The following is a 24,847-nucleotide window of genomic DNA, read 5'->3' on the forward strand; positions in this document are numbered from 1 at the left end:
ATGAAACGAGAGTTTCCTCGACAAACATGCGTGTTAATATGTATTGACAGATAGGTGAGTAGCGTGATGGTCTCTGGATCAACCGCGACCGGCGCCGCCCCGGGCTGCGGAACTATTCGGCGGCGAGGAAACATCGCGGAACCCGTTGGGGAACGGGCCGCACCCTGGGGAGGGGACCAAATGGCGACATCCGTCGTTCACGCGCGCCTGGCCGCGACTGTATCCATTCTGGCATTGTGCATCGCCGCGCCGGCCCTGGCTCAGACGGCGCCGGACGGCGCGACGGCGATCGACGACATCATCGTCACTGCGCAGAAGCGCGAGGAATCGATCCAGGACGTGCCGATCGCCGTCTCGGCCTTCTCCGCCGAGACGCTGGACGCCATGAAGATCGAGGGCGGCTCGGAGCTTCTGCGAGCTATCCCGAACGTCAGCTTCTCCAAGAACAACTTCAGCATGTACAACTTCTCGATCCGCGGGATCGGGACCAAGGCTGTGTCGGCGTCAAGCGACCCTGCGGTGGCTGTGAGTTTCAACAACGCCCCGATGATCCGGAACCGCCTGTTCGAGTCCGAATATATGGACGTGAACCGGGTCGAAGTCCTTCGTGGGCCTCAGGGCACCCTTTATGGGCGTAACGCCACGGCGGGCGTGGTCAACATGATCCCGAACCTGCCAGGCCCGGACTTTGACGCCATGCTGAAGGCGGAGGTCGGAAACTTTGGCACGACGCGCGGTCAGATGATGCTCAACATCCCGCTCAGCGACACCTTCTGGGTGCGCGGCGCGGCCTCAGTAACCAAGCGCGACGGCTTTGACCGCAATACGTTTAAAGACACGGACGTCAACGGCCGTGATCTCTATTCAACGCGCCTGGCTGCGGCCTGGGAGCCGAATGACCGCTTCAGCGCCAATTTCATCTGGGAACATTTCGGGGAAGACGACAACCGGTCCCGCACGGGCAAGAACCTCTGCACGAGAGATTCCGGGCCAGCGCAGATCGGTTCTGTCACGATTACGGATGAGGCCTTGAGGGGCAAGTTGAGCCAAGGCTGTTCGGCGGGCTCGCTCTATTCTGACGCCGCCTACCAAACCCCCAACGGCAACGGAATGGCTTCGGTGCTGATACTGTCTCAATCCCTATCGCTGGGATTGGACGCCAACCCAGCCCTGGGCGGGGTTCCTGTCTATGCCATGAAAAGCGGAGATCCCTACAGCGGCGTGGTTCAGTCTCGGAATCTGAGAGAAATATCGACAGGCTATGATCCCATCTATCAGGCCAAGAACGACATTTTTCAGCTGAACCTGAAGTACGGCCTGACGGATAACGTCACCCTTCATTCCCAGACGCTTTATACGTCAGACAAGTTCTGGGCGAGCCAGGACTATGCGCGCTACGTTTCCAATCCTGTTTTTTCGGACAGCGATGGACTCTTCGATGTCTTTGGAAATCCTATCTTCGGTTCAACGATATCACCGGGCGGGTTTTACGACGATCCGCAGCTGGGCCGCTCCAATCGCATGCTGTCAGCCGACATAAGTGAAGCGGACAACGATCAATTCTATCAGGAATTCCGCATTCAGTCCGAAGGCGACGGGCGCTTCAATTTCAATCTCGGCGCCAACTATTTGAAATTCAATACTGAAGACAACTACTACGTATTCAATAATACGTTCTCTATGATGGCTGAGTATTTCTATGGGCCGGATAATTCCAAATTCCCAGCTATCGCTACTATCAAGTGTGAGGACGGCTCCGTCGTCGAATGTGTATATGTCGATTATAGTCCGCTTCGATCGATCGCTGGGGACGGGCATAATTACTTCAGAAGCAAGAATGTCGTAAAAACTGAATCCTCCGCCATTTTTGGCGAGGCCTATATTGATTTGACGGAGCAGGTGCGCCTGACGCTGGGCGGTCGCTTCACTCACGACAAGAAGGTGACGACCCCTTATCCCAGCCAACTGCTTCTTGGCTATTCGGATACGACGGGCGGCATCATAACCGGTGGTTCTGTGGTTCGCGGCCTGGTCGCCGCTCCGGATATCGAGCAGAAATGGGACGCGCTGACGGGGCGGGCGGTTCTGGACTGGAAGCCCTCCGAAGACATGATGTTCTACGCATCGCTGGCGCGGGGCTATAAGGGGGGCGGGGTTAATCCTCCGCGTGCCGATATCAACCCGGCTGTGGTTCAGTATCAGCCTCTGCCTGAACAGTTTGAACCCGAATACGTCACGTCGTTCGAAATTGGCAGTAAGATGAACCTGCTGGACGGAACACTCCGTCTGAATACGACCGCCTTCTATTACAAATATACCGATTATCAGGTGTCTCAGATCGTTGACCGCATTTCTCTGAACGAGAATTTCGACGCCGAGTCGATGGGGCTTGAATTCGAGGCGATCTGGCGGCCCACGCGGAACTTCCGCGTCGACGCCAACCTTGGCTACCTGAAGACGAAGATCGGAAAGGGCGAGGAATCCATCGATGTCATGAACAGGACCCAGGGCAATAGCGACTGGGTGGTTGTTCGTCCCTGGGTTCAGGTCCCCTCGAACTGTATTGCGCCCAAGCAACTGGTTGAGGACGTTCTGGGGTCTCCCTTCGGACCTTCGCTGTGGCTCTATGCCTTGTCGGCCATGTGCGGCGGGTCGGTTCGCGTGGGGTCATTCGACCCGAACTTCCCGTCCTATCTCCCGCTGCATGCCTTCTTCGGGGTTAGTTATAATCCGCTGACCGATGCGCCCAACGGCGGGCGCGGGTTTGCAGCGGACCTGAGCGGAAACGAACTGCCGAACGCTCCGAACTTCACGGGTAACATCGGTGCGCAATACACCTTCAACCTGAGCAACTGGGATCTGACCGTAAGAGGTGACTATTACAGGCAGTCCGAAAGCTACTTCAGGGTCTATAATACCGAGTATGATCGTCTGAAGGGGTGGGGTAGCGCGAACTTGTCGGTGACGTTCGAAAACTATGACACCAACGTCAGTGTTCAGGCCTATGTGAAAAACATCTTCGATGATGCGCCGATCGTGGACGCCTTCACGAACAGTGACGACACCATGCTGACCACCAACGTCTTCACACTGGATCCCCGCGTGTTCGGTTTCAGCATCAAGAAGGGATTCTGACCTAACCAGGGCGAGAGGTCATCAATCTTAGGTTGCATTATTGGTTGTGCCTTGTACGATGTTCTCGTTGGAATAATCCGACGAAATCGAGAAGGAGTGATGATATGACCAAGTTGATTATCTCCATCGCCGCTGCTGCCGCTGTTGTTCTCGGCGCTGGTTCAGTTTCGGCGCAAACCTTTGGTTCTGCTGCTGGTACAAAGGCTGTCACTGGTACTCTTAATCTCAAGCACCTGCTTCCGAGCACTTCGACCTGCACCCTGAACAGCATTCCGGTCACGGTGGCCAGCACCACCTCGGTTATGACCAATTTCGGCGGCACCTTCGGTCTGTGCACCCAGCCTCTTCTGGCTGGCGTGACCGCTGTCGGCGACTGGAATGTGACGCCGAACGGCGTCGACAAGGTGCAGATCACCACCCAGCGCATCAACACCATCCTGGGCTGGTGCCCGAGCAAGGTTCTTAATGCGAACGTGACGGGACGGGGGACCACCTGGATCGATTTGCAGATCCCGCTTCAGACCTGGGCTGGCCAACTGTCCGGCACGTGCGAAGCCTCGGGCACGGTCCGCGTTTCGAACGTGACCTACTCCTGATCCAAAGCCCTGCTTAAGTGAGGCTCGTGCCGTGGAAGTTATCCTTCCAACGGTGCGAGCTTTTACTTGTTCAGTGGCGATTATGATGGCCTGATGCATAGAATCTCGTCCAGGTGTGGCTATCGTCGATGCAACGCTGAGGTTGTATGTGCTTGTCGTAGAGTCGGTGTGGAAGTCCTATGCAGGCGGCGCGCCGGTGCTCTCGGGGGCGTCTATCTGTCTGGAGGCGGGTGAGAAGGTCGCGCTGGTCGGCCCCTCCGGGTCTGGCAAGAGCACGCTGTTGAACCTGATCGGCCTGCTGGATCGCCCGGATCAGGGCGATGTCCGGATCGACGGACGCTCTTTCGGGGGGCTGTTGTCCGCCGAAGCCGCCCGGCTGCGCAATGAACTGATCGGCTTCGTCTTCCAGTCCTTCCATCTTTTGCCCCGGTTGACGGCTTGGGAGAATGTGGCCCTGCCGTTGTTTCATCGCGGCCTTGGACGGGTCGAACGCAAGGCGCGCGCCCTGGCCATGCTGGACCGGGTCGGTCTGTCCGACCGGGTGGATCATCGACCCGAACAGATGTCGGGCGGTCAGCGCCAGCGTGTAGCCATCGCTCGGGCTCTGGTGGGGGGACCGCGTCTGATCCTGGCGGACGAACCCACGGGCAATCTCGACAGCGCGACAGGCCTTCAGGTCATGGACCTGCTCGGCGCGCTTAATCGGGAATTGGGCGTCACCATCCTGATGATCACCCATGACCGCGAGATGGCGCGGCTTTGCGACCGGGTGATTGAAATCCGCGACGGGCGGATTCTGCCGCAGGAGCCGGCGGAGTGACGGCCAGGGGCGTCGGTCTGGTGGAATTGTCACGAGAGGCGATGGCGAACCTGCGCGGCCAGGGTCGGCGGTCGGTTCTGGCGCTATTGGGCGTTCTCATTGGCTCCGCAGCCATCGTCGCTCTGATGAACATTGCGCACATCGCGCAGATGGAGGCCCTGAAGAGCTTTCGTCAGACGGGGGTGGACCTTTTGTCGGTCCAGAGCGACGGCTTTGCCGCCCTTGATCCCATCTTGATCGACCGTCTGGTGAAGGATGATCCTGCGGCCGTGCTGGCGGCGCCCTTTTCAACCACGACCCTGAATGTGGCGGCAGGGGCGAGGTCGATGGGCCTCATGGTGGCCGGCGCCACGCCGGACATGGCCGAGATGGTGGGTCTGTCGGCGACCGAGGGGCGGCTGCTGCGCGCCGTTGACGATTGCAGCCCGGTCGCGGTCCTGGGACAGAAGGCGGTTGCAGATTTGTCAGCGCCGGGCGCCGCAGTCGGACCGGGCAGTCTGGTGCGGATCGGCGGCTATGGCTTTACGGTCGTTGGCACATTGGCGGCCACGGCGCCTCAGGCCTTGAGCCCGATCCAGTTCGACACGGCCGTGCTGATCCCCTTGGCCTGCGCCCGCCGGGTCATGCCGCGCGACGGCGCGACGGGGGTGTTGATCCGGCTGCAGCCAGGCGCCGACACCCAGGCGGCGGTGGCCCGCTACACCGCCGCCCTCTCCACGCCGCCAACGCCGGTCCGGGTGGAGGACGCTAAAACCATGATCCAGGCCATGAAGAAGCAGATGGCCATGTTGGGCGGGGTCCTGATCGCCATCGGCTCGATTTCCCTGCTGGTCGGCGGGGTGGGGGTCATGAACGTCATGCTGATGACAGTGATGGAGCGGCGGCGCGAGATCGGCCTGCGGGCCGCGATCGGGGCGACGCCGGCCGAGATCCGCATGATGTTCCTGATCGAGGCCGTGGTGCTGGCCCTGGGCGGGGGAATACTGGGCGATGGGTTGGGGGTAGCGCTGACCTGGGTCGTGACCTGGTTCCTGCCGTTTGATTTCGCGATCAGCTGGACGGTGCTGTTCCTGGGCGCAGGCGTCGCGGCGAGCGTCGGCCTGGTGTTCGGCCTCTATCCCGCCATTGCGGCCTCGCGCATTCAACCGATCGAGGCTCTGCGTGGCGACTAGAGTTTTAAACCTGGCGGCCTTGTCTGGCCTGTTGGCGATCATCGCGTCTATGTCTCAGGCGCAGGTGGCCCCTCAGCCCGTTTCGCCGGTCGTCCTGCCGATGGGCGCACCCATCCCGGCGGGGGCCCCGCTGGAACTGACGCTGGATGAGGCCGTGGCCTTGAGCCTGCGCTACAATCGCGGGGTGCGGTCGGCCTATCTGCAGCGGGTGGTCCAGCGCTTCGACCTGCGGGTCGCCGAACGCGCCTTCGTGCCTCGTGGCGAGATCGGCCTGGAGGTGGTGCAGCGGCGCTTCGACGGCCTGTCGCGCAGCGAAACCCTGATCAGTCCGGCGGCGACCTGGCGCACGCCGCTGGGCGGAACGGTCCGTTTCGTCTGGGCCCGCGCGGACCCGCTTCAGGGCGGCGGCGGGGGCTATGACACGGCCGGCGTCAGCCTGACCCAACCCTTGCTGAGAGGGGGCGGTCTGGCGGTCAACATGGCCCCGATCCAGATCGCGCGCCTGCAGGAGGAGATCAACCGGCTGCAGTTGGAGGCGACGGTCGCCGGGACGGTCAGCGCCGTCATCCTGTCTTATCGCGGCCTGGCTCAGGCGCAGGAGCAGGTGGCCTTGGCCGAGGCCTCGCTGGAACGGACGCGCGCCCTGCTGGAAACCAACCGGGACCTCATTCAGGCGGGGCGCATGGCGGAAGCCGACATCGTCCAGACCGAATCCGGCGTCGCCAATCAGGAGGTCGCGGTGCTGCAAGCGCGCCAGCAGGTGGTCAGCGCTCAACTGGGATTGCTGCAGCTTCTGGCGCTGGCCTCCCGCACCAATGTGGTGGCGGTTGATCCGATGGCGGCGGCTCGTGTCGAGGTCGACCGGGATCGCGCCCTGGAGACGGCCTTTGCCGCGCGTATCGACCTGCTGGCTCAACGCAAGTCCCTGGAACAGATGCGGCAGTCGATGATCATCGCCCGTAATCAGACGCTTTGGGACCTGTCCCTGGTGGCCACGGCGACCCGCGACGACGGACCGCGCTTCTTTGATCGCTATGATGAGACCGATACGACGGTGGGGCTGCGGTTGAGCCTGCCCATCGGCGACCTTTCGCGGCGACAGACCTGGCTGGCGTCGGAGACCGCCATGCAGACCGCCGAACTGGCCTACGAAGAGATGCAGCAGTCGGTCGAGAGCCAGGTTCTGGATGCGGTCCAGGCGGTGGATGCGGGTTGGCGGCAGGTTGAGGCGGCGCAGCGCGCCCGCACCCTGTCGGCGCGGGCGCTGGAGATTGGTCAGGAGCGGCTGCGTTTCGGACGGGCCTCGAACTTCGAAGTCTTGTCGCTGCAGGCGGACCTGCGCGCCGCCGACGTCCAGTCCCTGTCGGCCAATATCGCCTACCTCAATGCGCTGACGGCGCTGGATCAGCAAATCGGGAGCACGCTGGAGACATGGCGCATTTCCTTGAACGACTAGGGCGGTCCCGGCGGCGACGCTGGGCCTACGCCGGGGCGGCGGTGGTGGTCGCGGGCGGACTGCTGCTGGGCATGACGCGGGGCGGGGGCGGGGGCGGGGGCGAGGTCGCAGCCCCGACTGAGCAGAGCCTGGTGGTGCAGCGGGCGCCCCTGGTTGTGGCGGCGAACTTCAGCGGACGGATCGCGCCGGGGGACCGGATTGATCTGACGGCGCCGTTCGAGGCGGTCGCCCTGGCGGTGCGCTTCGCCTACGGGGATCAGGTCACGGCGGGGCAGGTCCTGGTCGAACTGGACCCCGCCGACGTCAGCCGCAGTCGCGCTGAGGCCGAGGCTGCCTGGCTGAAGGCTGACGAGGAGGCGCAAAAGATGGAGCGCTGGGGGCAGGGGCCGGAGATGCGCCGCGCATCCCGCGGTCTCACCGCCGCCGAAGACGACCTGAGCGATCTGGAGGCCCGACTGGCGGAGACCAAGGCCCTTCTGGATCGCGGTCTGGTGCCGCGCAGCGAATATGACGCCCTGTTGCAGCAGCGTCGCCAGCGCCAGGCCAGCCTGATCGCCGCGCGTGAGGAACTGGCCGAGACGGCGCGTCGCGGTCAGGGCGGCGACCATCGCATCGCCCTGTTGCAACGCGAGGTGGCGCGGTCGCGCTATGCCGCTGTCGGCGGAGCCGAGGGAGCTGTAATTCGCGCGCCGCAGGCCGGGGTGATCGTCCGGCCGGACAGCGGCGACAAGGGCGAGCAGGGCGTCCGCGCCGGGTCGCGCGTCGCCAAGGGGCAGTTGCTGGGCGTGATCGCCAGTACGGGCGGTCTCGATGTGGTCTTTACCCTTGACGAGGGGGACCTCAACGCTGTGGCGCCGGGGCAGAAGGCCGTCGTGACCGGACCGGGTTTCGGCGGGGCTTCCCTGAGCGGCGTGGTGACGGGGGTTGCGGGCGAGGCGGATACTGCGCCGGGCGCCGGGGGTAAGGCGAGCTTCACGGCCAGGGTCCGTCTGGACCCTCTGTCGGAAGCGGCGGCGCGCAACGTGCGCATCGGCATGACCGCCAACATCGCCGTCGTCGCCTATGAGAATGCGTCGGCCGTGACCGTGCCGCCGGAAGCGGTTCAGGGCGCGGCGCCGAACGCCTGGGTCATGGTGCGGCCGAAGGGGGGCGGCGCGCTGCAGCGACGCACCATAGGCATTGGCCGGGTGGCGCCGTCCGCCGTGGAGGTGCTGTCCGGGTTACAACCCGGCGAGACGGTGGTGTGGTCGGCTCCACAGCCGCCGTCGCCCTAAGGCGCCTAGCCGCGCGCCGCGTCGTATTTGGCGAACTCGTGGGCGATGCAGCGGTCGATCAGCAGGCGCCAGACCGGCTCGGCGATGTCGGGCGACAGGCCGGCGGGCTCGGCGGCGGCCAGGACCTTGGCCACTACGTCGTCGATGCGGGCCTGATCGAAGACGGCGTCGCGGTTCGGCTTGATGCGGGCGGCGGCGTCCATGTAGCGCTGACGCTCGGCCAGCAGGGTGACAAGCGCGCGGTCGAGCGCATCCACGCCCTGACGCACGTCGACCATGGTGGCGCAGTCTTCGGGGGCCTTGCGCGCGTCGATGGCGACGGTGGCGGGTGAGGTCATCAGGTCAGCCGACAAAGGCGCGCTCCAGAACATAGTCGCCGGGTTCGGCGTTCGAGCCTTCCTTGAGGCCAAAGGATTCCAGCAGTTCGCCGGTCTCCTTGATCATGGCCATCGAGCCGCACAGCATGACGCGGTCGCTGTTGGGCGAGAAGCCGATGGGCAGTTGCAGGTCGGCGAAGACATCGCCCGACTTGATGCGGTCGGTGATCCGGCCCGGCGTCTCGAACCGTTCGCGGGTCACGGTCGGATAATAGGTCAACTGGGCCCTGGCCTCGTCGCCGATCAGCGGGTCGTCGTGGATCTCATGCGTGAAGAAGTCGCGGTAGGCCAGGTCGGCGACATTGCGCACCGTGTGGCAGACGATGACCTGCTTGAAGCGCGAATAGGTCTCGGGATCGCGCGCCACCGACAGCCAGGGCGCCAGGCCCGTGCCGGTGCCGATCAGCCACAGACGCTCGCCGCCGGTCAGGGCGTCCAGCACCAGGGTCCCGGTCGGTTTCTTGCCCATCAGGACGCTGTCGCCCGCGACGATCTTCTGCAGGCGCGAGGTCAGGGGGCCGTCCTCGACCTTGATCGAGAAGAATTCCAGCTCTTCGGCCCAGAAGGGCGAGGCGATGGAATAGGCGCGCAGCACGGGCTTGCCGCCGTCTTCGCCCGGCAGACCGATCATGACGAACTCACCCGAGCGGAAACGGAAATCCTCGGGTCGTTTCACGCCGAAGCTGAACAGCTGGTCGTTCCAGTGGCGGACCCACAGGACTTCCAGATTGTGGAACGGGCTGGCCTTGACGGGCGGCGCGGCGGTGGAGGCGTCGGACATGGCGACTACCTAGGCCGTCGCGGGCGAATGCGAAAGGCTCGCGGGCGTCGCAGTCGGTCAGATTTGCGGATGACGGCGGAAGATTCCGCCTCTAGCTTCCCCGCCATGCGCACATTCCTTCTTGCTTCGACGATCCTGATGGCTGCGACCTCGGCCTTTGCTCAATCTGCTCCGCAGCCGACGGCGCCGCCGCCCGCGACCGCCCCGGCGTCCTCGATCCTGACGGTCGAGCGGGTCTTCGCCAATCCGTCGCTGGCCGGGCCGGTGGCCAAGGGCGTCAGCCTGTCGCCGGACGGCGAACTGGTCGCCTTCCTGCGGTCGCGCGACGACGACGTGGACGTGCTGGACCTGTGGGCCGCGTCGGTGAAGGGCGGCGAGCCGTTCAAGCTGATCGACGCGCGCGCCCTGGTCCCCGACGCCGGTGAACTGTCCGAGGCCGAGAAGGCGCGGCGCGAGCGGATGCGGATTTCGCAACGCGGCGTGGTTGAATATTCGTGGGACGAACAGGGCCGCTACATCCTGGCCCCGCTGGAAGGCGACATCTTCCTGGCCAGCCGCGCCGACGGCGCCGTGCGTCGCCTGACAGAGACCAAGGCCGACGAAATCGACGCCAAGGTCTCGCCCAAGGGCGCCTATGTCAGCTTCGTCCGCGATCAGGATCTGGTCATCCTCAACCTGGCCTCGGGCGCCGAACAGGCGATCACCACGGACGGCGACGGCCTGATCACCTGGGCCACGGCCGAGTTCATCGCTCAGGAGGAACTGGACCGCGACACCGGCTACTGGTGGAGCCCGGACGAGCGTTTCATCGCCCTGCAACGCACCGACGAGACCCAGGTCGATGTCATCCCGCGCCTGGACATCACCGGCGGCGGCGCCTCGGTGACCGAGCAGCGCTATCCGCGCGCCGGGCGTCCCAATGCCGTGGTCGAGCTCTATGTGCAGGACGTGCAGGCGGGCCGGCGGGTCAAGGTCGATCTGGGCGCCGACACCGACATCTATCTGGCCCGCGTCAACTGGGCCAAGGACGGGCGGGCCCTCTATGTCCAGCGCCTGTCACGCGATCAGAAGACGCTGGACCTGCTGAGCGTCGATCCGGCCACGGGCGCCAGCCGCGTCATCGCCACCCAGCGCTCGAACGCCTGGGTGCCGTTGAACCATGACTTCAAGGCGCTGACGGACGGGAACTTCATCTGGGCCTCGGAAGAGAGCGGCTGGAAGCACCTCTATCTCTACAACCGCGACGGCCGCCGCCTGCGCGCGATCACGCGCGGCGACTATCCGGTCAAGGCGTTGGAGGGCGTGAACGAGACGACCGGCGAGGTCTTCTTCACCGCCTCCATGCGCGACGGCAAGGAATACCCGATCGAGCAGCAGCTGTTCCGCGCCAGCCTGAAGCGGACTGCGACGCCCGCCGAGATCACCCCGCGCGGCGGCTGGTGGAGCGCCTCGGTCAACCGGACAGGCACGGCCTATGTCGGCAACTATACGGATGTGAACACGCCGATGCACTCGGCCCTCTATGGCATGGACGGCCAGCGCGTGCGCTGGATCGAGGAGAACAAACTCCAGCCCGGCCACCCCTTCTGGCCCTATGCCGCGCGCCAGCAGAAGCCCACGTTTGGCACGCTGCAAAGCCACGGCCAGAGCCTGATGTGGCAGATGACGACGCCGCCGGACTTTGACCCGACAAAGACCTATCCGGTGGTGATGCAGGTTTACGGCGGCCCCTCGGGCGGCGGCGTCAAGAATGGCTGGCAGCCGGCGACCAACCAGTTGCTGACCGAGGCGGGCTACATCGTCTTCCGTCTGGACAACCGGGGCGAGGGCGATCGTTCTGCGGCCTTCAAGCAGGCCCTCTATCTGAAGATGGGCCAGCCGGAGATCGAGGATCAGGTCATCGCCGCCGACTATCTGCGGTCGCTGCCCTATGTCGACGACAGCCGCATCGCCATGATGGGCTGGTCCTATGGCGGCTTCATGAGCCTGATGGCGTTGACCGAGCCCAAGATGGGTCTGGCCTCGGCCCTGGCCGGCGCCCCGCCGACCGAGTGGAGCCTCTACGACACGGCCTATACCGAGCGCTACATGTCGACGCCGCAGGCCAATGTGGAAGGCTATGCCGCGTCTGACGTGCTGGGCCGTCTGGACCACCTGACCGGGCGTCTGCTGCTGCTGCACGGCATGGCCGACGACAACGTCATCTTCGAGAACACGACGCGGGTGCTGAACGCCCTGCAGGAAAAGAGCATCCCCTTCGAGACCATGCTCTATCCCGGCCAGCGTCACGGCGTGCGCGGCAATGAGCGCCAGTTGCACCTGTGGCGCACCTACCTCGACTTCCTCGACCGCACCATCGGCACGCGAGCGCCCGCAAAGGCGGACTAGTGCTAGGCGCGATATCCTGTCGTCGGTCGATGACAGGCTGTCGCACTCGGTCCATCATGGCCCCGACTGGATGATTCAGGGCATCGCCCTTCGAGCGTCCATGAGCACTCTGGGAGGGGGCGAGATGCGTAGGATTCTGCTGGCGGGGGCTGCTGGCCTGATTTTGGCTGCGGCGGGAACGGCGAGCGCGCAGGTTGCCCCTGCACGACCGGCGGCGACCTCGGCCTTTCAGGAGGGTCTGTTCGGGGTCCGTCTGGACCGCGAAAAGGGCAGGGTTCTGGTGCGCCTGCCCGCGCCGGGCGCGGACGGGGTTCTGGGCCGCTACCTCTATCAGCCTGGCCTGTCGGCAGGTCTGGGCATGGATGGGGCGGGACTGGATCGTTCGGGTCTGGGCCGCACCCAGGTCCTGGCCTTCCGCAAGGTCGGCGGACGCGTGTTCGCCCGCTTCGAGAACAACGGTTTCCGCGCATTTGGCGCCAGTGCGGACGAGCAGAACGCGGTCGCGGCCTCTTTTGCGCCGTCGACGGTCTGGGCGGCGGATGTGGTGGAAACCGGGGCGGACGGATCAGTCGTTGTCGACCTGTCGGGGTTCCTGACCCTTGACGCCGTCAATATCGCCGGACGGCTGAAACGGAGTTCGCTGGGGTCGTTCAAGGCTGCGCCCGACCTTGGCTATCTCGACCTGGATCAGACCCTCGTCTTCCCTGATAACGTCGAACTGCAGGCCGTCCAGACCTTCACCAGCGACGAGCCGGGCGGCGAGTTGTCGCGCATCGCGCCGGACTCGCGATCCGTGACCCTGACGGTCCGCCACTCCTTCATCCGCCTGCCGGACGACGGCTTCATGCCCGTGCCCCATGACCCGCGCGGCGGCAGCATCAGCCAGGCCATGGCCGTGGATTTCGCGGCGCCGCTGGAGCAGCCTGTCATGCGACGCCTGGCGGAACGCTTCCGTCTGGAGAAGACGGATCCGGCTGCGGCGCGTTCGCGCGTCAAGAAGCCGATCGTCTTCTATGTCGACCGCGCCGCGCCCCCGGCCATCCGCGAGGCCTTGATCGAAGGCGGTAACTGGTGGGCGAAAGCCTTTGAAGACGCAGGCTATATCGACGCCTTCCGCGTGGAGGTTCTGCCTGAGGGCGTGCACCCGATGGATGCGCGCTACAGCATCATCGCCTGGGTCCACCGCGAAACGCGCGGCTGGTCCACAGGCAGCACGGTCAGCGATCCGCGCACCGGAGAGATTGTGCGCGGGGTGGTTCAGTTGGGCTCCCTGCGCGACCGGCAGGACAAGATGATCATCGAGGGTCTGGTCGGCGCTGATCGCAGCGGCACGGGCGGCGAGGATGACCCGAACCGGCTAGCCTATCACCGCCTGCGTCACCTGTCGGCGCACGAGATCGGCCACTCCATCGGCCTGGCGCACAACTTCGCCGCCTCGACCTATGAGGGGCGGGCCTCGGTCATGGACTATCCCGCGCCCTGGGTCATCGCCGACGGCGAGCGACTGGATTTCAGCCACGCCTATACGACCGGCGTCGGCGCCTGGGATCGCTATGCCGTCGACTGGCTGTATGGCGATGCGCCCGGGCAGGACCCGCAGGCGCGCCGTCTGGCGCTGGCGGCCGAGGCGCAAGCCAAAGGCTATCGCTTCGTCAGCGACACCGACACCCGGCCGCTGGGCAGTCTGCAGCCCTATGGCGGCATGTGGGACAATGGGACCGATCCCGTGGCCGAGTACGCCAACACCCTGGCCGTGCGGCGCATCGCCCTGTCGCGCTTTGGCCTGGGCAATCTGCCCGCGGGGGCGCCGGCGGCGGACCTGCGCCGGGTGATCGTGCCTATCTACCTTTACCATCGCTATCAGACCACGGCGGTCGGGCGCCAGATCGGCGGCGTGGACTATGGCTACGCCGTCAGCGGCGACGGTCATGAGCGCGCCGAGGTCGTGCCGGCGAACCAGCAGCGCGCGGCGCTGGAGGCGCTGATGCTGGCCCTGTCGCCCGCCGAACTGGACCTGCGCGATGACCTGATCGACCTCCTGTCTTCGGCTCAGTCGGGCGATCCCGACCGGCAGACCCAGATCGAGCTGTTCGCGGGCCGGACCGACGCGGTGTTCGATCCGTCATCGGCGGCCGCTGCGGCGACCGAGGTGGTGTTCGAGACCCTGCTGGCGCCCGAGCGGTTGAACCGTCTGGTTGAGCAGCATCGTCGGGATCCGAGCCAGCTGGGTCTCGGCGAGACGCTGGATCGGGTGGCGAGGACGGTCGGGGCTGGCGGTCGGCTGGACACGCGCCAAGCCGAACTGCGCCGTGTGACGCGGGCGCGCTACGCCGCGCATCTGGCGGCCCTGATGCAGGGCAAGGACCTGTCGCCCACGGCCCAGGGGGCGGTGCGCGATAGCGCGCGTCGCTTTGGCGAGCAGTTGAAGCGGTGCCATGGTGACCGGCTGGAAACGGCCCAGTGCGTCTGGCTGGCCGAGGCTCTGACCGGCCCGGCTGAAGGCTTGAAGGCGCTGAGCGAAACCCTGCCCGTCGCGCAGGCCGTGCCGCCGGGCGCCCCGATCGGCAGCGACGACTGGCATTGACTTAAAACCCTTCTCCCCTCCGGGGGAGAAGGTGAGCCGCGTGAGCGGGTCGGATGAGGGGGAGCTTTGTCCGCCCTCGACATCTGGACGTTGCGGCGCAGCCGACCGCCCGCTCATCCGTCATGCTGACGCATGCCACCTTCTCCCCCGAGGGGAGAAGGATTGAGGGTTTACAGCTCCCGCCAGGTCTGGCCGGTCTGACCTTCATAATTGGTGGCGTGATAGACGCCGCGCGCGATGGCGCGGGCCAGGACGTCGGCGGCGACGTTGCCCAGTTGGGCCACGGCGACCTGACGCATGGCCGGGTTCTCGATCTCCTTCTTGCCGGTCGACAGGCAGAAGAGGGTGTCGCCGTCGAACGGCGCATGGCTGGGGCGGATGGCGCGGGCCATGCCGTCCTGGGCCATGATGGCCAGACGCTGACACTCCACGCGGGTCAGGGCCACGTCGGTGGCGATGCAGGCGATGGTGGTGTTCTCGCGCGGGCGGGCGCGGCCTTTCGAAAGGCCCCAGTCCTCGGCCGAGGCGGCGAGGCCTGCCGAACCCAGACCGCCGTACTCGTCGCCGATTTCGAACGGCGCGGCCCAGAAGGTCTTGCCGCCGGGGGCCACCACGGCGCCGACGCTGTTGACCGCGACGATGGCGCCGACGGTCCAGCCGTTGGCCATCAGGGCAGACGCCGAGCCGATGCCGCCCTTCAGCGCGCCGGCCTCGGCGCCATAGCCGGCCCCGGCGGTGCCCAGGTCGAAGCGGTCGCCTGCGGCCTCCAGCGCCTCAACCGCCAGACGACGATAGGGCGGGTCCATCTCCCACTTCTTGTTCCCGCCATTGGCCAGGTCATAGAGGCAGGCGGTCGGGACGATGGGTGAGGGCGGCACGCCCGGCGCGCCCCCCATGCCATAACCGCGCCCGCGCATCCCCATCCAGGCGGCGATGCCGTCGCCCGAGGCCAGACCGTAGACCGAGCCGCCGGACAGGACGATGGCGTCCACCTCCTGCACCAGGTTTTCGGGTTTCAGCACGTCGGTCTCGCGTCCGGCGGGACCGCCGCCGCGCACATCCACGGCGGCGACAGCGGGCTTTTCGGCCAGGATGACGGTGACGCCGGTGCGGACGCCCGCGTCATGGGCCTGACCGATCTTGATGCCTTCGACATCAGTGATCAGGTTCAGTGGGCCGGTGCGGCCGCTGGCGCGCGGAGGCGCGGTCTGTTCCGTGTTCGGGGCGGCCGATGCGGCGCCCGCGGCGGTGGCGGCGGCGCCGCCGATCAGGGCCGAGCCGAGCAGGGTTCTGCGGTTCATCGAACGGTCTCCTTAGGGGCGGCGTCGAGCGCGCCGATATTTCGGGCCAGATCCGGCGTCGCCGCCAGCAGTTTCTGCGTATAGGGGTGCGAAGGGGCGGCGAAGACGGACGCCGTCGCCCCCTGTTCCACGATCCGCCCCGCCTGCATGACCAGCAGCCGGTCGGTCACGGCGCGCACCACGGTCAGGTCGTGGGTGACGAAGAGGTAGGACAGGCCCAGACGGCTGGACAGGTCGGCCAGCAGGTCGAGAATCTGCGCCCGGATCGACACGTCCAGCGCCGAAACGGCCTCGTCCAGGGCGATGACCGCGGGGTCGGTGATGAGGGCGCGGGCGATGGCGATGCGCTGGCGCTGGCCGCCGGAAAACTCATGCGGGTACTTGTCGCCGGCCGAGGCGGGCAGGCCGACCTGCTCCAGCATCTGATCGACGCGACGACGGGCCTCGGCGGGCGAGGGTTGGGCGTCCAGCAGGTGGAAGTTCTCGGCCACCAGACGCGCCACGGTCCAGCGCGGATCGAAGCTGCCGTAGGGGTCCTGGAACACCACCTGAATGTCGCGGCGGATGGCCTTCAGCGCCGCGCCCTTGGCCGTCGTGATGTCGCGGCCCCTGACCCGGACGCGCCCGGCTTGCGGCGTTTCCAGCGCCAGGATGGCGCGCAGCAGGGTGGACTTGCCGCAACCGCTTTCGCCGACCAGGCCGACGCTCTCGCCCGGCTGGATCGACAGGCTGACGTCGTCCACGGCGCGGAAGGCGTCTGTCTTGCCGAACAGGCGCCGCGCGCCCGCGTATTCGCGCACCAGGCCTTCGACCTGCAGCACCGGCGGCGCGTCGGACTGGACGGCGGCTTTCCGCGTCGGGGCATGGGTGGCGTTGGCCAGAAGTCTTTGCGAATAGGGGTGGGTCATGCCGGTGAAGATGCGGCGCGTGTCGCCCTCTTCCACCAGTTCGCCGTCCTTCATCACCGCCACGCGGTCGGCGGTTTCGGCTGTCACGGCGAGGTCGTGGGTGATCAGGATCAGGCCCATGCCGTCCTCGCGCACCAGCCGTTTCAGCAAGTCCAGAACCTGGGCTTGTGTGGTGACATCCAGCGCCGTCGTCGCCTCGTCCGCGATCAGCAGTTTCGGCGTCAGAGCGATGGCGATGGCGATAGCGACCCGCTGCCTCTGGCCGCCCGACAGTTCGTGCGGGAAGCGACCGAGCGGGAAGCGTTCGGCGGGCAGGCCGACCCGGTCGAGCACCGCGCGGGCGACGGCGAGCGCCTCCTTGCGCGATGCGCCCTTGTGCAGCCGGACTGTTTCAGCGACCTGATCGCCGATGGTCATGACGGGGTTCAGGGCCGTCATCGGCTCCTGGAAGATGATGCCTACGTCGCGGCCGCGCACCTTTTGCAGGGCGGCGTCGGAGGCCCCGGAGATGAGTTGGCCGTTCAGGTGGATCTCGCCGGTCACGGTGGCGCGCGGCGGCGTCAGGCCGATGATCGCCAGCGCCGTCATCGACTTGCCCGAGCCGCTTTCGCCGACGAGGCCGAGGATTTCGCCGGGGGCGACGGACAGCGACACCTTCTTCAGGATCGGCGTGGCGCCGATCGACAGGCTGAGGTCGCGGATGTCGAGAACGCTCATGCTCAACGCTCCCGCCGTACGCGCGGGTCGAACAGGTCGCGAAGACCGTCGCCGGTCAGGCTGAGGCCCAGGACGGTGATGAAGATGGCCAGGCCGGGCATGATGGCCAGCCAGGGGGCGAAGCCGATCATGGTCTGGGCCTCGGCCAGCATCCGGCCCCAGCTGGGCATGGGCGGCTGGGCGCCGAGGCCGACATAGGACAGTCCCGCCTCGGCGACGATGCCGACGGCGAACTGGATGGCCGCCTGCACGACCAGCAGGCTCATCAGATTGGGCAGGATGTGCTGGACCGAGATCAGGGCCTTGGACTTGCCCGCGGTGCGTGCCGCCAGCACGTATTCGCGGGTCCAAAGGCCCATGGCCGCGCCGCGCGCGACGCGGGTGAAGACGGGGATGTTGAACAGGCCGATGGCGATGATGGCGTTGATCGCGCCCGGCCCCATGACGGCGGTGATCATGACCGCCAGCAGCAGGGCGGGGAAGGCGAAGATCAGGTCGTTGCCGCGCATGACCAGGTCGTCGATCCAGCCGCCGCGCGCGGCGGCGGTCAGACCCAGAGGCACGCCGACGCCGGCGCCGATGCCGACCGCGACCAGCGCCACGGCCAGCGAGTTCTGCGCCCCGACCATGATCATCGACAGGACGTCGCGACCGAAATGGTCCGTGCCGAAGGGGTGGGCGGCCGAGGGGGCGGTCAGCTTGGCGGCGATGTTGACCGCCTCGACGTCATAGGGCGTCCATACGAAGGCGATCAGGGCGGTCAGGAGCACCACGACGGTCAGGGCGCCGCCGACGATCAGGGACAGCGGCCAGGGCGCGCGGGGCTTGGCGACCATGGCGAGGGGAGCAGGGGCGTCGGTCATGCGCGGCGTCCCCTCAGGCGCGGATCAGCGAACAGATAGGCCAGATCGATCAGGAAGCTGACCAGAACCACGGCGAAGACCAACACCACCACCACGCTCTGCACCACGATCAGGTCGCGCTGGGTGATGGCCTGGAAGACCAGTCGGCCCAGGCCGGGCAGGGAGAAGACGTTCTCGATGATGATGCCGCCCGCCAGCAGGAAGGGGAACTGCAGCCCCAGAATGGTCAGGACGGGGATCCAGGCGTTCCTCAGGGCGTGGCGCCACAGGGCCTGATTGACCGACAGACCCTTGGCGCGGGCGGTGCGGACATAGTCCTCGTTCATGGTGTCGAGCAGGGCGGTGCGCAGGACGCGAGCTAGAATGGCGGCCTGCGGCGCTGCGAGCGCCACGGCGGGCAGGATCAGGGCCTTGAAGGCGGGCCAGAAGCCGGCGTTCCATCCGGGGAAGCCGCCCGCCGAGAACCAGCCGAGGTTCACCGAGAACAGCAGGATCAGCAGCATGGCGATCCAGAAGTTAGGCAGGGCGACGCCGACCTGGGTGACGCCGATCAGGCCGGTGTCGACGGCGGTTCCGCGCCGGCTGGCGGCCATGACGCCGATGGGCAGGGCGACGGCCAGCGACAGGAGGGTGGCCATCAGGGCCAGCGGCGCGGACACGGCCAGACGTTCGGCGATCAGGCCCCCGACCGGCACCTGATAGGTGTAGCTGGTGCCGAACTGGCCGGTCAGCAGGTCGCCCAGCCAGGCGAGGTAGCGCTCGAGGCCCGAGCCCTCCAGCCCCATCTGCTGACGCAGGGCGTTGATGGCCTCCGGGCTGGCGTTCAGACCCATCATGTAGCTGGCCGGATCGCCCGGCACGACTTGCAGCAGCAGGAAAATGACCACGGTCGCCGCCAGCAGGGTCAGGGCGTGGCCCCCCAGCTTCTTCAGCAGCCAGGCCGCGCCGAAGCGCCAGCCGACAACGACGAGCAGGGCCACGCCCGCGACCAAGGACGTCCAGCCCCAGGGCAGACCGCCCCCGGCGCGCTCGGCGGTGGCGGCGGACGCGGCGCCCGCGCCGCTCCAGTAGGCCCCGGTGACGTCGTTGGCGGCGATGGGGCCATTGATCCACAGGCCGTTCAGATCGGCCTTCCACACGCCGATGCGCGAGGACTGGAACAGGAAGGCGTTGACGGCGTCGTCGGTGATGCGGCGTTGCAGATCGCCCAGCAGACGCAACCGCGTCGGCTCGTCCGGGGCGGCGTCAGCCTGAGCCAGCAGGGCGTCGAAGGCGGGGCTGTCGTAGCCGAAATAGTAGTCCTTGCGGCCATAGATGTCGTAATCCATCGGCTCGACGTGCTCGACGATGGTCAGGTCGAACTGGCGGCGTTTGAACACCTGATCCAGCCACTGGGCCCACTCCAGATTCTCGATCTTCACGCGGATGCCCGCCTGCGCCAGTTGCGAGGCCAGCACCTCGCCGCTGCGCCGGGCATAGGGGCGGGGCGGCAGACGCAGGGTCACGTCGAGACCGTCGGGATAGCCCGCCTCGGCCAACAGCTGACGCGCCTTGGCCGCGTCGTGCGGATAGGCCTGCGTCAGGTCGACATAGCCCGCCGCCTGGCGCGAATAGTGGCTGCCGATGGGTTGGCCGAAGCCGAACATGGCCCCCTGAATCAGGGCGTTGCGGTCGATGGCGTAGGAGACGGCGCGCCGAACCCGCACGTCGTTGAACGGCGGGCGGCTGTTGTTCATGCCCAGGATGACCTTGCCTTCCGATGCGCCGACGACGACGCGGAAACGCGGGTCGCGCTGGAACTGGGCCACGTTTTCTGGCGCGGGATAGTTGGGGAAGGCGTCCACGTCGCCCGCGCTGACGGCGGCGAAGGCGGCGGTCGGGTCGCCGATGAACCGGAAGACGACGGTGTTCAGGCGGGGCGCTGCGCCCCAGTAGTCGTCACGGCGCACCAGCGTCAGCTGACTGCCGCGCTGCCAGCCTTGCAGCTTGAACGGGCCGGTGCCGACCGGGTTGACGGCGTTGGTCGTCGCGCTCTTGGGCGAGACCATGACCGCGTCGCCCCAGGCCAGGACATAGGGCAGGGTCGCCATCGGGCGGGATAGGCGGATGCGGATCGTTGCCGGATCGACGACCTCGACGCTCTGGATCGGCGCGAACAGGGTCTTCTGGGCGTTGGTCGAGCCCTCGGCGGTGATGCGGTCCAGCGAGAACTTGGCGACCGAGGCGTCGAACGGCGAACCGTCGGAAAAGGTCACGCCGCGCCGCAGGTGGAAGGTCCAGCTGAGGCCGTCAGGCGCGGCCTCCCACGATTCCGCCAGGGCCGGGGCCACAGCGCCGTTCTGGGTCAGTCTGGTCAGGCCCTCGAAGACGTTGCCGTAGACGACCTCGTCCACGGCGGCAGCGGCGCCGGAGGTCGGGTCGAGGTTCGGCGGCTCCAGCGGCAGGCCCAGCACCAGACGATCGCGGACGGGGGCGGCCTCAGCCTCATGCGTGGGCGAGAGAACGGTCAGGCTGACCAGCAGCGTCGCCCCCAGCAGCGCGCGGCCCAGCCGATCCCATACGCTACGCTCCCAGCCTCGCTTCACGCGGCCTCGCCTCCTGATTGATGATGCAGCATCGCCCAAATCGCGCACGGCGTCAGGGCGTGTTTCGCAGAATATCGGCCAGCCGTCCGACCAGTTCGTCGATCTGCTCGCGGCTGATGATCAGGGGCGGCGACAGGGCGATCACATCGCCGGTGACGCGGATCAACAACCCCTCGTCAAAGGCCCGGTGGAAGACCTCGGTGGCGCGGGCGCCAGGTGCGTCGGGGCGCGGCGCCAGTTCGACGGCGGCGACCATGCCCAGGTTGCGGATGTCGATGACGTGCGGCAGGCCTTGCAGGCTGTGCACGGCCTCTTCCCAATAGGGGGCCATGTCCGTGGCGCGCTGGAACAGGCCCTCGCTCTCATAGACATCGAGCGTCGCCAGACCTGCGGCGGCGGCCAGGGGGTGGCCGGAATAGGTGTAGCCGTGGAAGAACTCGATGCCGGGGGCCGAGGCGTCGTTGACCACGGCGTCATAGATCTCGCCGCGCACCCCCACCGCGCCCATTGGCACGGCGCCATTGGTCAGACCCTTGGCGCAGACCAGCAGGTCGGGAATGACGCCCAGGGTCTCGGACGCGGTGGCTCCGCCGATGCGACCGAAGCCGGTGATGACCTCGTCGAAGATCAGCAGGATGCCGTGGCGGGTCGTGAGTTCGCGAAGACGCTCCAGATAGCCGACTGGCGGCACGATCACCCCAGCCGATCCCGACAGCGGCTCGACGATGACGGCGGCGATGGTCTCGGCCCCATGCGACCAGATCAGGGATTCCAGATCGTCGGCCAGATGCGCGCCCCAGGTCGGCTGGCCGCGCGAGAAGGCGGCTTCGTCCAGGTTCAGCGTGTGCGACAGGTGATCGACGCCGGGCAGGGTAGGGAAGCCGCGGCGGTTATTCTCAAGCCCGCCGACGGAAATGCCGCCGAAGCCGACGCCATGATAGCCCTTTTGCCGTCCGATCAGACGGGTGCGCTCGGGCTGGCCTCTGGCCTGCTGATAGGCCAGGGCGATCTTCAGCGCCGTATCCACGCCCTCCGAGCCAGAGCCGGCGAAGAAGACGTGGTCGATGTCGGCGGGAAACAGCATTCCCAGCCGAGCGGCCAATTCAAAGGGCAGCGGATGCCCGAGCTGGAAGGTCGGGGCGTAGTCGAGCACCTCGGCCTGACGCTGGATGGCCTCGACGATGGGCCGGCGCGCGTGGCCGGCGTTGACGCACCAGAGACCTGCGGTTCCGTCCAGGATCGGGCGACCCTCCGGCGTGAAATAGTGCATGTCCTTGGCCGAGGCCAACAGCCGCGGATGCGCCTTGAAGCTGCGGTTCGCGGTGAACGGCAACCAGAAGGGATCAAGGTCGTTGGCGGCTCGTGCGGTCATGCATGGCTCCTTTCGAGGCGACCAGTAGTCGTGGAATGGGCGCGCAAGGAAAGCCTGTTATTGATCGACAACAAGTTATTGAAAACCTTGTCGTCATCCGAGGCTGCGATCAGGATCGTGGGCGCCGCCATCACGTCGCGAAAAGGGGTGAGGAAGGCGACAGCAGCCGCCTTCCTCACGACGCGGAGCCGTCAGTACTGCAGGCTCAGGCGCGCGCCGATGGTGCGCGGACGACCTGGTTGGGCGATGTCGGCGCTGGTGAAGAAGTTGCGTGTCAGGTCGTAGTCCTGATCGAACAGGTTGCGCGCCCAGAAGGTGACGGACCAGTTGGCGTCCTCGGGACCGACCGTGACACTGGCGTTGGCCAGCCAATAGGCTTCGACATCGTATTTGGGGCCCAGCCACGACGGGTATTCGTCGCGATAGGAGTAGTTGGTCTCGGCCGTGACGGCGAAGCCGCTGACGGTCCAATCATAGGAGATCGAGCCGCTGTAGCTGAGAGCCGGGAAGGGGATTTCGTCTCCGGACTTGTCGATGAAGGCGGTGACGCGCGGCGTCTGCTGGCACTTGGGAATGTCGAGGTCGACGAAGTCGGTGTACTCGCCCTGCTTGTAGCTGACGTTCTGGGATATCCGCAGACCGGCGGCGGGGCGGAAGACCCCCTCCAGTTCGGCGCCGTAGATCTTGGAGTCGGCGTTGGTGAAGCGACCGACGGGGCCGTTGACGCCGCAAACCGCCGACAGCACCTGCTGGCCGTTGTAGTCGTAGTAGTAGGCCGCGCCGTTGATCTGAATGGCGCGCGAAGGATCGGCCTTGAAACCAACCTCGTAGGCCCAGAGGATTTCCGGGTCGAAGGGCGCGATGCCGCTGCGGTCGCCGGTGTTGTAGGTGGTGAAGCCGCCCGACTTGGCGCCCCGGCTGACCGAACCGTAGATCAGCAGGTTGTCGGTAGGCTTGAACTCCAGCGCCGCCTTGCCGGTCAGGGGCGTCATCTTGGTGTCGACGCTGGTCGGAGGCAGGGCGGTGGCGCCGCCGAAGGCCGAACCGAAGCCTTCCAGCTCACGGGTTTCTTCCTCGTAGCGCAGGCCCAGGATGGCCTTCAACTGGTCGGAGAAGGCGTATTCCGCCTGGCCGAACAGGCTCCAGGACTCGACCTTCTGATCATAGGTGACTTGGGCGTAGGTGCCGTAGATGTCGATGAAGTCCGACGAATAGCGCTCGTTCAGGTCCTGCTTGGAATAGTAGAAGCCCGCCACCCAGGTCAGGGCGCTGTCGTTGTCCGAGGACAGGCGCAGTTCCTGGGAGATCACGTCCACGTCGCTGCCGAAGAAGGTGTCGGCCTCGACCGAGGCGCTGGAATCCCAGTCGCCGTACTCATCACGCTTCAGCGTCTCGAAGCTGGAGATGCTGTTTAGGTTCAGGCCCTTGAGCGCCAGGTTGGCGTTCAAAGATGTGCCCCAGGACGAGTTGTCGCGGCCCGGCTTGGCGTTGACGTCGCGCCCGATCTCGGCGGCGAAGCGCGGGGACAGGCCCCAGCCGGTCTTGGAGCGATCCTTGTCGGCCGGAATTACCGGACCCGCGCCCAGACGGGTGTGCAGGTCGCTGATCAGATACAGGCCCTGGTTCTCGGACTTGTCGACGCCGCCGTGGACATCCAGCAGGAAGGACAGGCTGTCGCTCGGCGTCCAGTCCAGCAGGGCGCGGGCGCCGGTGCGGTCGGCGTCGCCCAGGCTCTCGCCGGTGACGCGATTGTGCTGCCAGGCGCCGCCCTGTTCGGTCGAGAGGGCCAGTCGGCCACGGACGGTCGAGGCCAGAGGACCGGAGACGTAGCCCTCGGCGCGGAACTGGTTGTAGCTGCCCCACTCGGTCATCAAGCCGGCGGACAGTTCGTCTGTCGGGCGTTTGGTGACGAAGCTGATGGCGCCGCCGGTGGTGTTGCGACCATAGAGGGTGCCTTGCGGACCGCGCAGCACCTCGACCCGGTCGATGTCGAAGATCAATCCTTGCGTCATGACCGGCACCGGATAGGCGACCTCGTTCACATAGACGCCGACGGTGGGCGAATTGTTCGAGGCGTAGTCCTGGAAGCCGACGCCGCGCAGGCGGAACTGGGCGGCGCCGCCGCCGAAGGCTGGCTCGACCTCCAGGTTGGGCGTGGCGTTCTGCAACTGGTTGACGTTGGTGATGCCCTGCTGGACCAGACTTTCACCGCTCAGGACGCTGAGGGCGATGCCCACGTCCTGGGCCGCCTGTTCGCGCCGCTGGGCGGTGACGATGACCTCGTCGATCGTCGTGGCCCGATCCGGCGGCGCCTGCTGGGCCATGGCGGTGGTGGAACACAGGGCCGCGAGCGCCCCGGCGGATACGCTGACCAAAAGACGATTCATCGCCTCATCCCTCCCAATGAAACCGCGCGGATCGTTCTGAGCGATCTCGTCGCGGTCGTGAGCGGGACGAAGGTCCCGCCACCCCTGCATATTTCTCAGTCCAGAGACGTTGTGCAATGCAGCAAGCGCTG

The 24,847-nt window shown here is 66.3% G+C and carries 16 protein-coding genes; 8 read left to right on the plus strand and 8 right to left on the minus strand.

Translation table 11 applies throughout. From position 1 onward, the window contains the following. Window positions 1–180: 180 nt before the first annotated feature. From P0Y52_03535 to P0Y52_03560, 6 genes are all read left to right on the plus strand, one after another. Window positions 181–3,135 (plus strand): TonB-dependent receptor, encoded by a 2,955-nt coding sequence (locus P0Y52_03535; GenBank protein ID WEK58621.1) that lies wholly within the window; start codon window positions 181–183, stop codon window positions 3,133–3,135. Window positions 3,136–3,239: 104 nt separating this feature from the next. Then, window positions 3,240–3,731, plus strand: a complete 492-nt coding sequence (locus P0Y52_03540) for a hypothetical protein (GenBank protein WEK58622.1) — start codon at window positions 3,240–3,242, stop codon at window positions 3,729–3,731. Between the two features lie 148 nt (window positions 3,732–3,879). Beyond that, entirely contained in the window at window positions 3,880–4,551 is a 672-nt protein-coding gene (locus P0Y52_03545) for an ABC transporter ATP-binding protein (GenBank protein WEK58623.1), read from the plus strand. Beyond that, the gene (locus P0Y52_03550) at window positions 4,548–5,723 is read left to right on the plus strand and encodes an ABC transporter permease (protein ID WEK58624.1); all 1,176 of its coding nucleotides are present in this window, start codon (window positions 4,548–4,550) and stop codon (window positions 5,721–5,723) included. The genes P0Y52_03545 and P0Y52_03550 overlap by 4 nt, the downstream gene beginning before the upstream one ends. Before the next feature lie 64 nt (window positions 5,724–5,787). After that, entirely contained in the window at window positions 5,788–7,179 is a 1,392-nt protein-coding gene (locus P0Y52_03555; GenBank protein ID WEK58625.1) for a TolC family protein, read from the plus strand. Then, window positions 7,155–8,453: an HlyD family efflux transporter periplasmic adaptor subunit gene (locus P0Y52_03560; protein WEK58626.1), complete on the plus strand. Its 1,299-nt coding sequence runs from the start codon at window positions 7,155–7,157 to the stop codon at window positions 8,451–8,453. The genes P0Y52_03555 and P0Y52_03560 overlap by 25 nt, the downstream gene beginning before the upstream one ends. 5 nt (window positions 8,454–8,458) lie before the next feature. On the opposite strand, the gene P0Y52_03565 is transcribed toward P0Y52_03560, so the two are convergent. After that, window positions 8,459–8,791, minus strand: a complete 333-nt coding sequence (locus P0Y52_03565) for a chorismate mutase (protein WEK58627.1) — start codon at window positions 8,789–8,791, stop codon at window positions 8,459–8,461. A gap of 4 nt (window positions 8,792–8,795) precedes the next feature. Next, window positions 8,796–9,611, minus strand: coding sequence for a ferredoxin--NADP reductase (locus tag P0Y52_03570; GenBank protein ID WEK58628.1), 816 nt, complete (start codon window positions 9,609–9,611; stop codon window positions 8,796–8,798). 105 nt (window positions 9,612–9,716) lie between these two features. On the opposite strand from P0Y52_03570, the gene P0Y52_03575 reads away from it, so the two are divergent. Continuing rightward, complete coding sequence (locus P0Y52_03575) at window positions 9,717–11,999, plus strand: S9 family peptidase (protein WEK58629.1); 2,283 nt, start codon at window positions 9,717–9,719, stop codon at window positions 11,997–11,999. A gap of 124 nt (window positions 12,000–12,123) precedes the next feature. Continuing rightward, window positions 12,124–14,583, plus strand: coding sequence for a zinc-dependent metalloprotease (locus tag P0Y52_03580; GenBank protein ID WEK58630.1), 2,460 nt, complete (start codon window positions 12,124–12,126; stop codon window positions 14,581–14,583). Window positions 14,584–14,753: 170 nt separating this feature from the next. On the opposite strand, the gene P0Y52_03585 is transcribed toward P0Y52_03580, so the two are convergent. The 6 genes from P0Y52_03585 to P0Y52_03610 all read right to left on the minus strand — a co-directional run bounded on the left by P0Y52_03585 (window position 14,754) and on the right by P0Y52_03610 (window position 24,716). Continuing rightward, window positions 14,754–15,884, minus strand: a complete 1,131-nt coding sequence (locus P0Y52_03585) for a P1 family peptidase (protein WEK58631.1) — start codon at window positions 15,882–15,884, stop codon at window positions 14,754–14,756. Next, on the minus strand, window positions 15,881–17,509 hold the full coding sequence (locus P0Y52_03590; protein WEK58632.1) for a dipeptide ABC transporter ATP-binding protein: 1,629 nt from the start codon (window positions 17,507–17,509) through the stop codon (window positions 15,881–15,883). The genes P0Y52_03585 and P0Y52_03590 overlap by 4 nt, the downstream gene beginning before the upstream one ends. A 2-nt stretch (window positions 17,510–17,511) precedes the next feature. Next, a complete protein-coding gene (locus tag P0Y52_03595; protein ID WEK58633.1) occupies window positions 17,512–18,372 on the minus strand; it encodes an ABC transporter permease in 861 nt (286 codons plus the stop codon). Continuing rightward, window positions 18,369–20,957, minus strand: a complete 2,589-nt coding sequence (locus P0Y52_03600) for an ABC transporter substrate-binding protein (protein WEK58634.1) — start codon at window positions 20,955–20,957, stop codon at window positions 18,369–18,371. Before P0Y52_03600 ends, P0Y52_03595 begins: the two co-directional genes overlap by 4 nt. 52 nt (window positions 20,958–21,009) lie before the next feature. Further along, window positions 21,010–22,329 (minus strand): aspartate aminotransferase family protein, encoded by a 1,320-nt coding sequence (locus P0Y52_03605; protein ID WEK58635.1) that lies wholly within the window; start codon window positions 22,327–22,329, stop codon window positions 21,010–21,012. Between the two features lie 191 nt (window positions 22,330–22,520). Next, window positions 22,521–24,716, minus strand: a complete 2,196-nt coding sequence (locus tag P0Y52_03610; protein WEK58636.1) for a TonB-dependent receptor — start codon at window positions 24,714–24,716, stop codon at window positions 22,521–22,523. Window positions 24,717–24,847 lie beyond the last annotated feature (131 nt).

Origin of the sequence: Candidatus Brevundimonas phytovorans (genome assembly GCA_029203145.1) — a bacterium.
Taxonomy (GTDB): domain Bacteria; phylum Pseudomonadota; class Alphaproteobacteria; order Caulobacterales; family Caulobacteraceae; genus Brevundimonas; species Brevundimonas phytovorans.

Excerpts from the sequence above, each read along its gene's own strand:
- P0Y52_03535 (WEK58621.1), top strand. The coding sequence starts at position 181 with ATGGCGACATCCGTCGTTCACGCGCGCCTGGCCGCGACTGTATCCATT.
- P0Y52_03540 (WEK58622.1), top strand. The coding sequence starts at position 3,240 with ATGACCAAGTTGATTATCTCCATCGCCGCTGCTGCCGCTGTTGTTCTC.
- P0Y52_03560 (WEK58626.1), top strand. The coding sequence starts at position 7,155 with ATGGCGCATTTCCTTGAACGACTAGGGCGGTCCCGGCGGCGACGCTGG.
- P0Y52_03565 (WEK58627.1), bottom strand. The coding sequence starts at position 8,791 with ATGACCTCACCCGCCACCGTCGCCATCGACGCGCGCAAGGCCCCCGAA.
- P0Y52_03570 (WEK58628.1), bottom strand. The coding sequence starts at position 9,611 with ATGTCCGACGCCTCCACCGCCGCGCCGCCCGTCAAGGCCAGCCCGTTC.
- P0Y52_03575 (WEK58629.1), top strand. The coding sequence starts at position 9,717 with ATGCGCACATTCCTTCTTGCTTCGACGATCCTGATGGCTGCGACCTCG.
- P0Y52_03580 (WEK58630.1), top strand. The coding sequence starts at position 12,124 with ATGCGTAGGATTCTGCTGGCGGGGGCTGCTGGCCTGATTTTGGCTGCG.
- P0Y52_03585 (WEK58631.1), bottom strand. The coding sequence starts at position 15,884 with ATGAACCGCAGAACCCTGCTCGGCTCGGCCCTGATCGGCGGCGCCGCC.
- P0Y52_03590 (WEK58632.1), bottom strand. The coding sequence starts at position 17,509 with ATGAGCGTTCTCGACATCCGCGACCTCAGCCTGTCGATCGGCGCCACG.
- P0Y52_03595 (WEK58633.1), bottom strand. The coding sequence starts at position 18,372 with ATGACCGACGCCCCTGCTCCCCTCGCCATGGTCGCCAAGCCCCGCGCG.
- P0Y52_03605 (WEK58635.1), bottom strand. The coding sequence starts at position 22,329 with ATGACCGCACGAGCCGCCAACGACCTTGATCCCTTCTGGTTGCCGTTC.
- P0Y52_03610 (WEK58636.1), bottom strand. The coding sequence starts at position 24,716 with ATGAATCGTCTTTTGGTCAGCGTATCCGCCGGGGCGCTCGCGGCCCTG.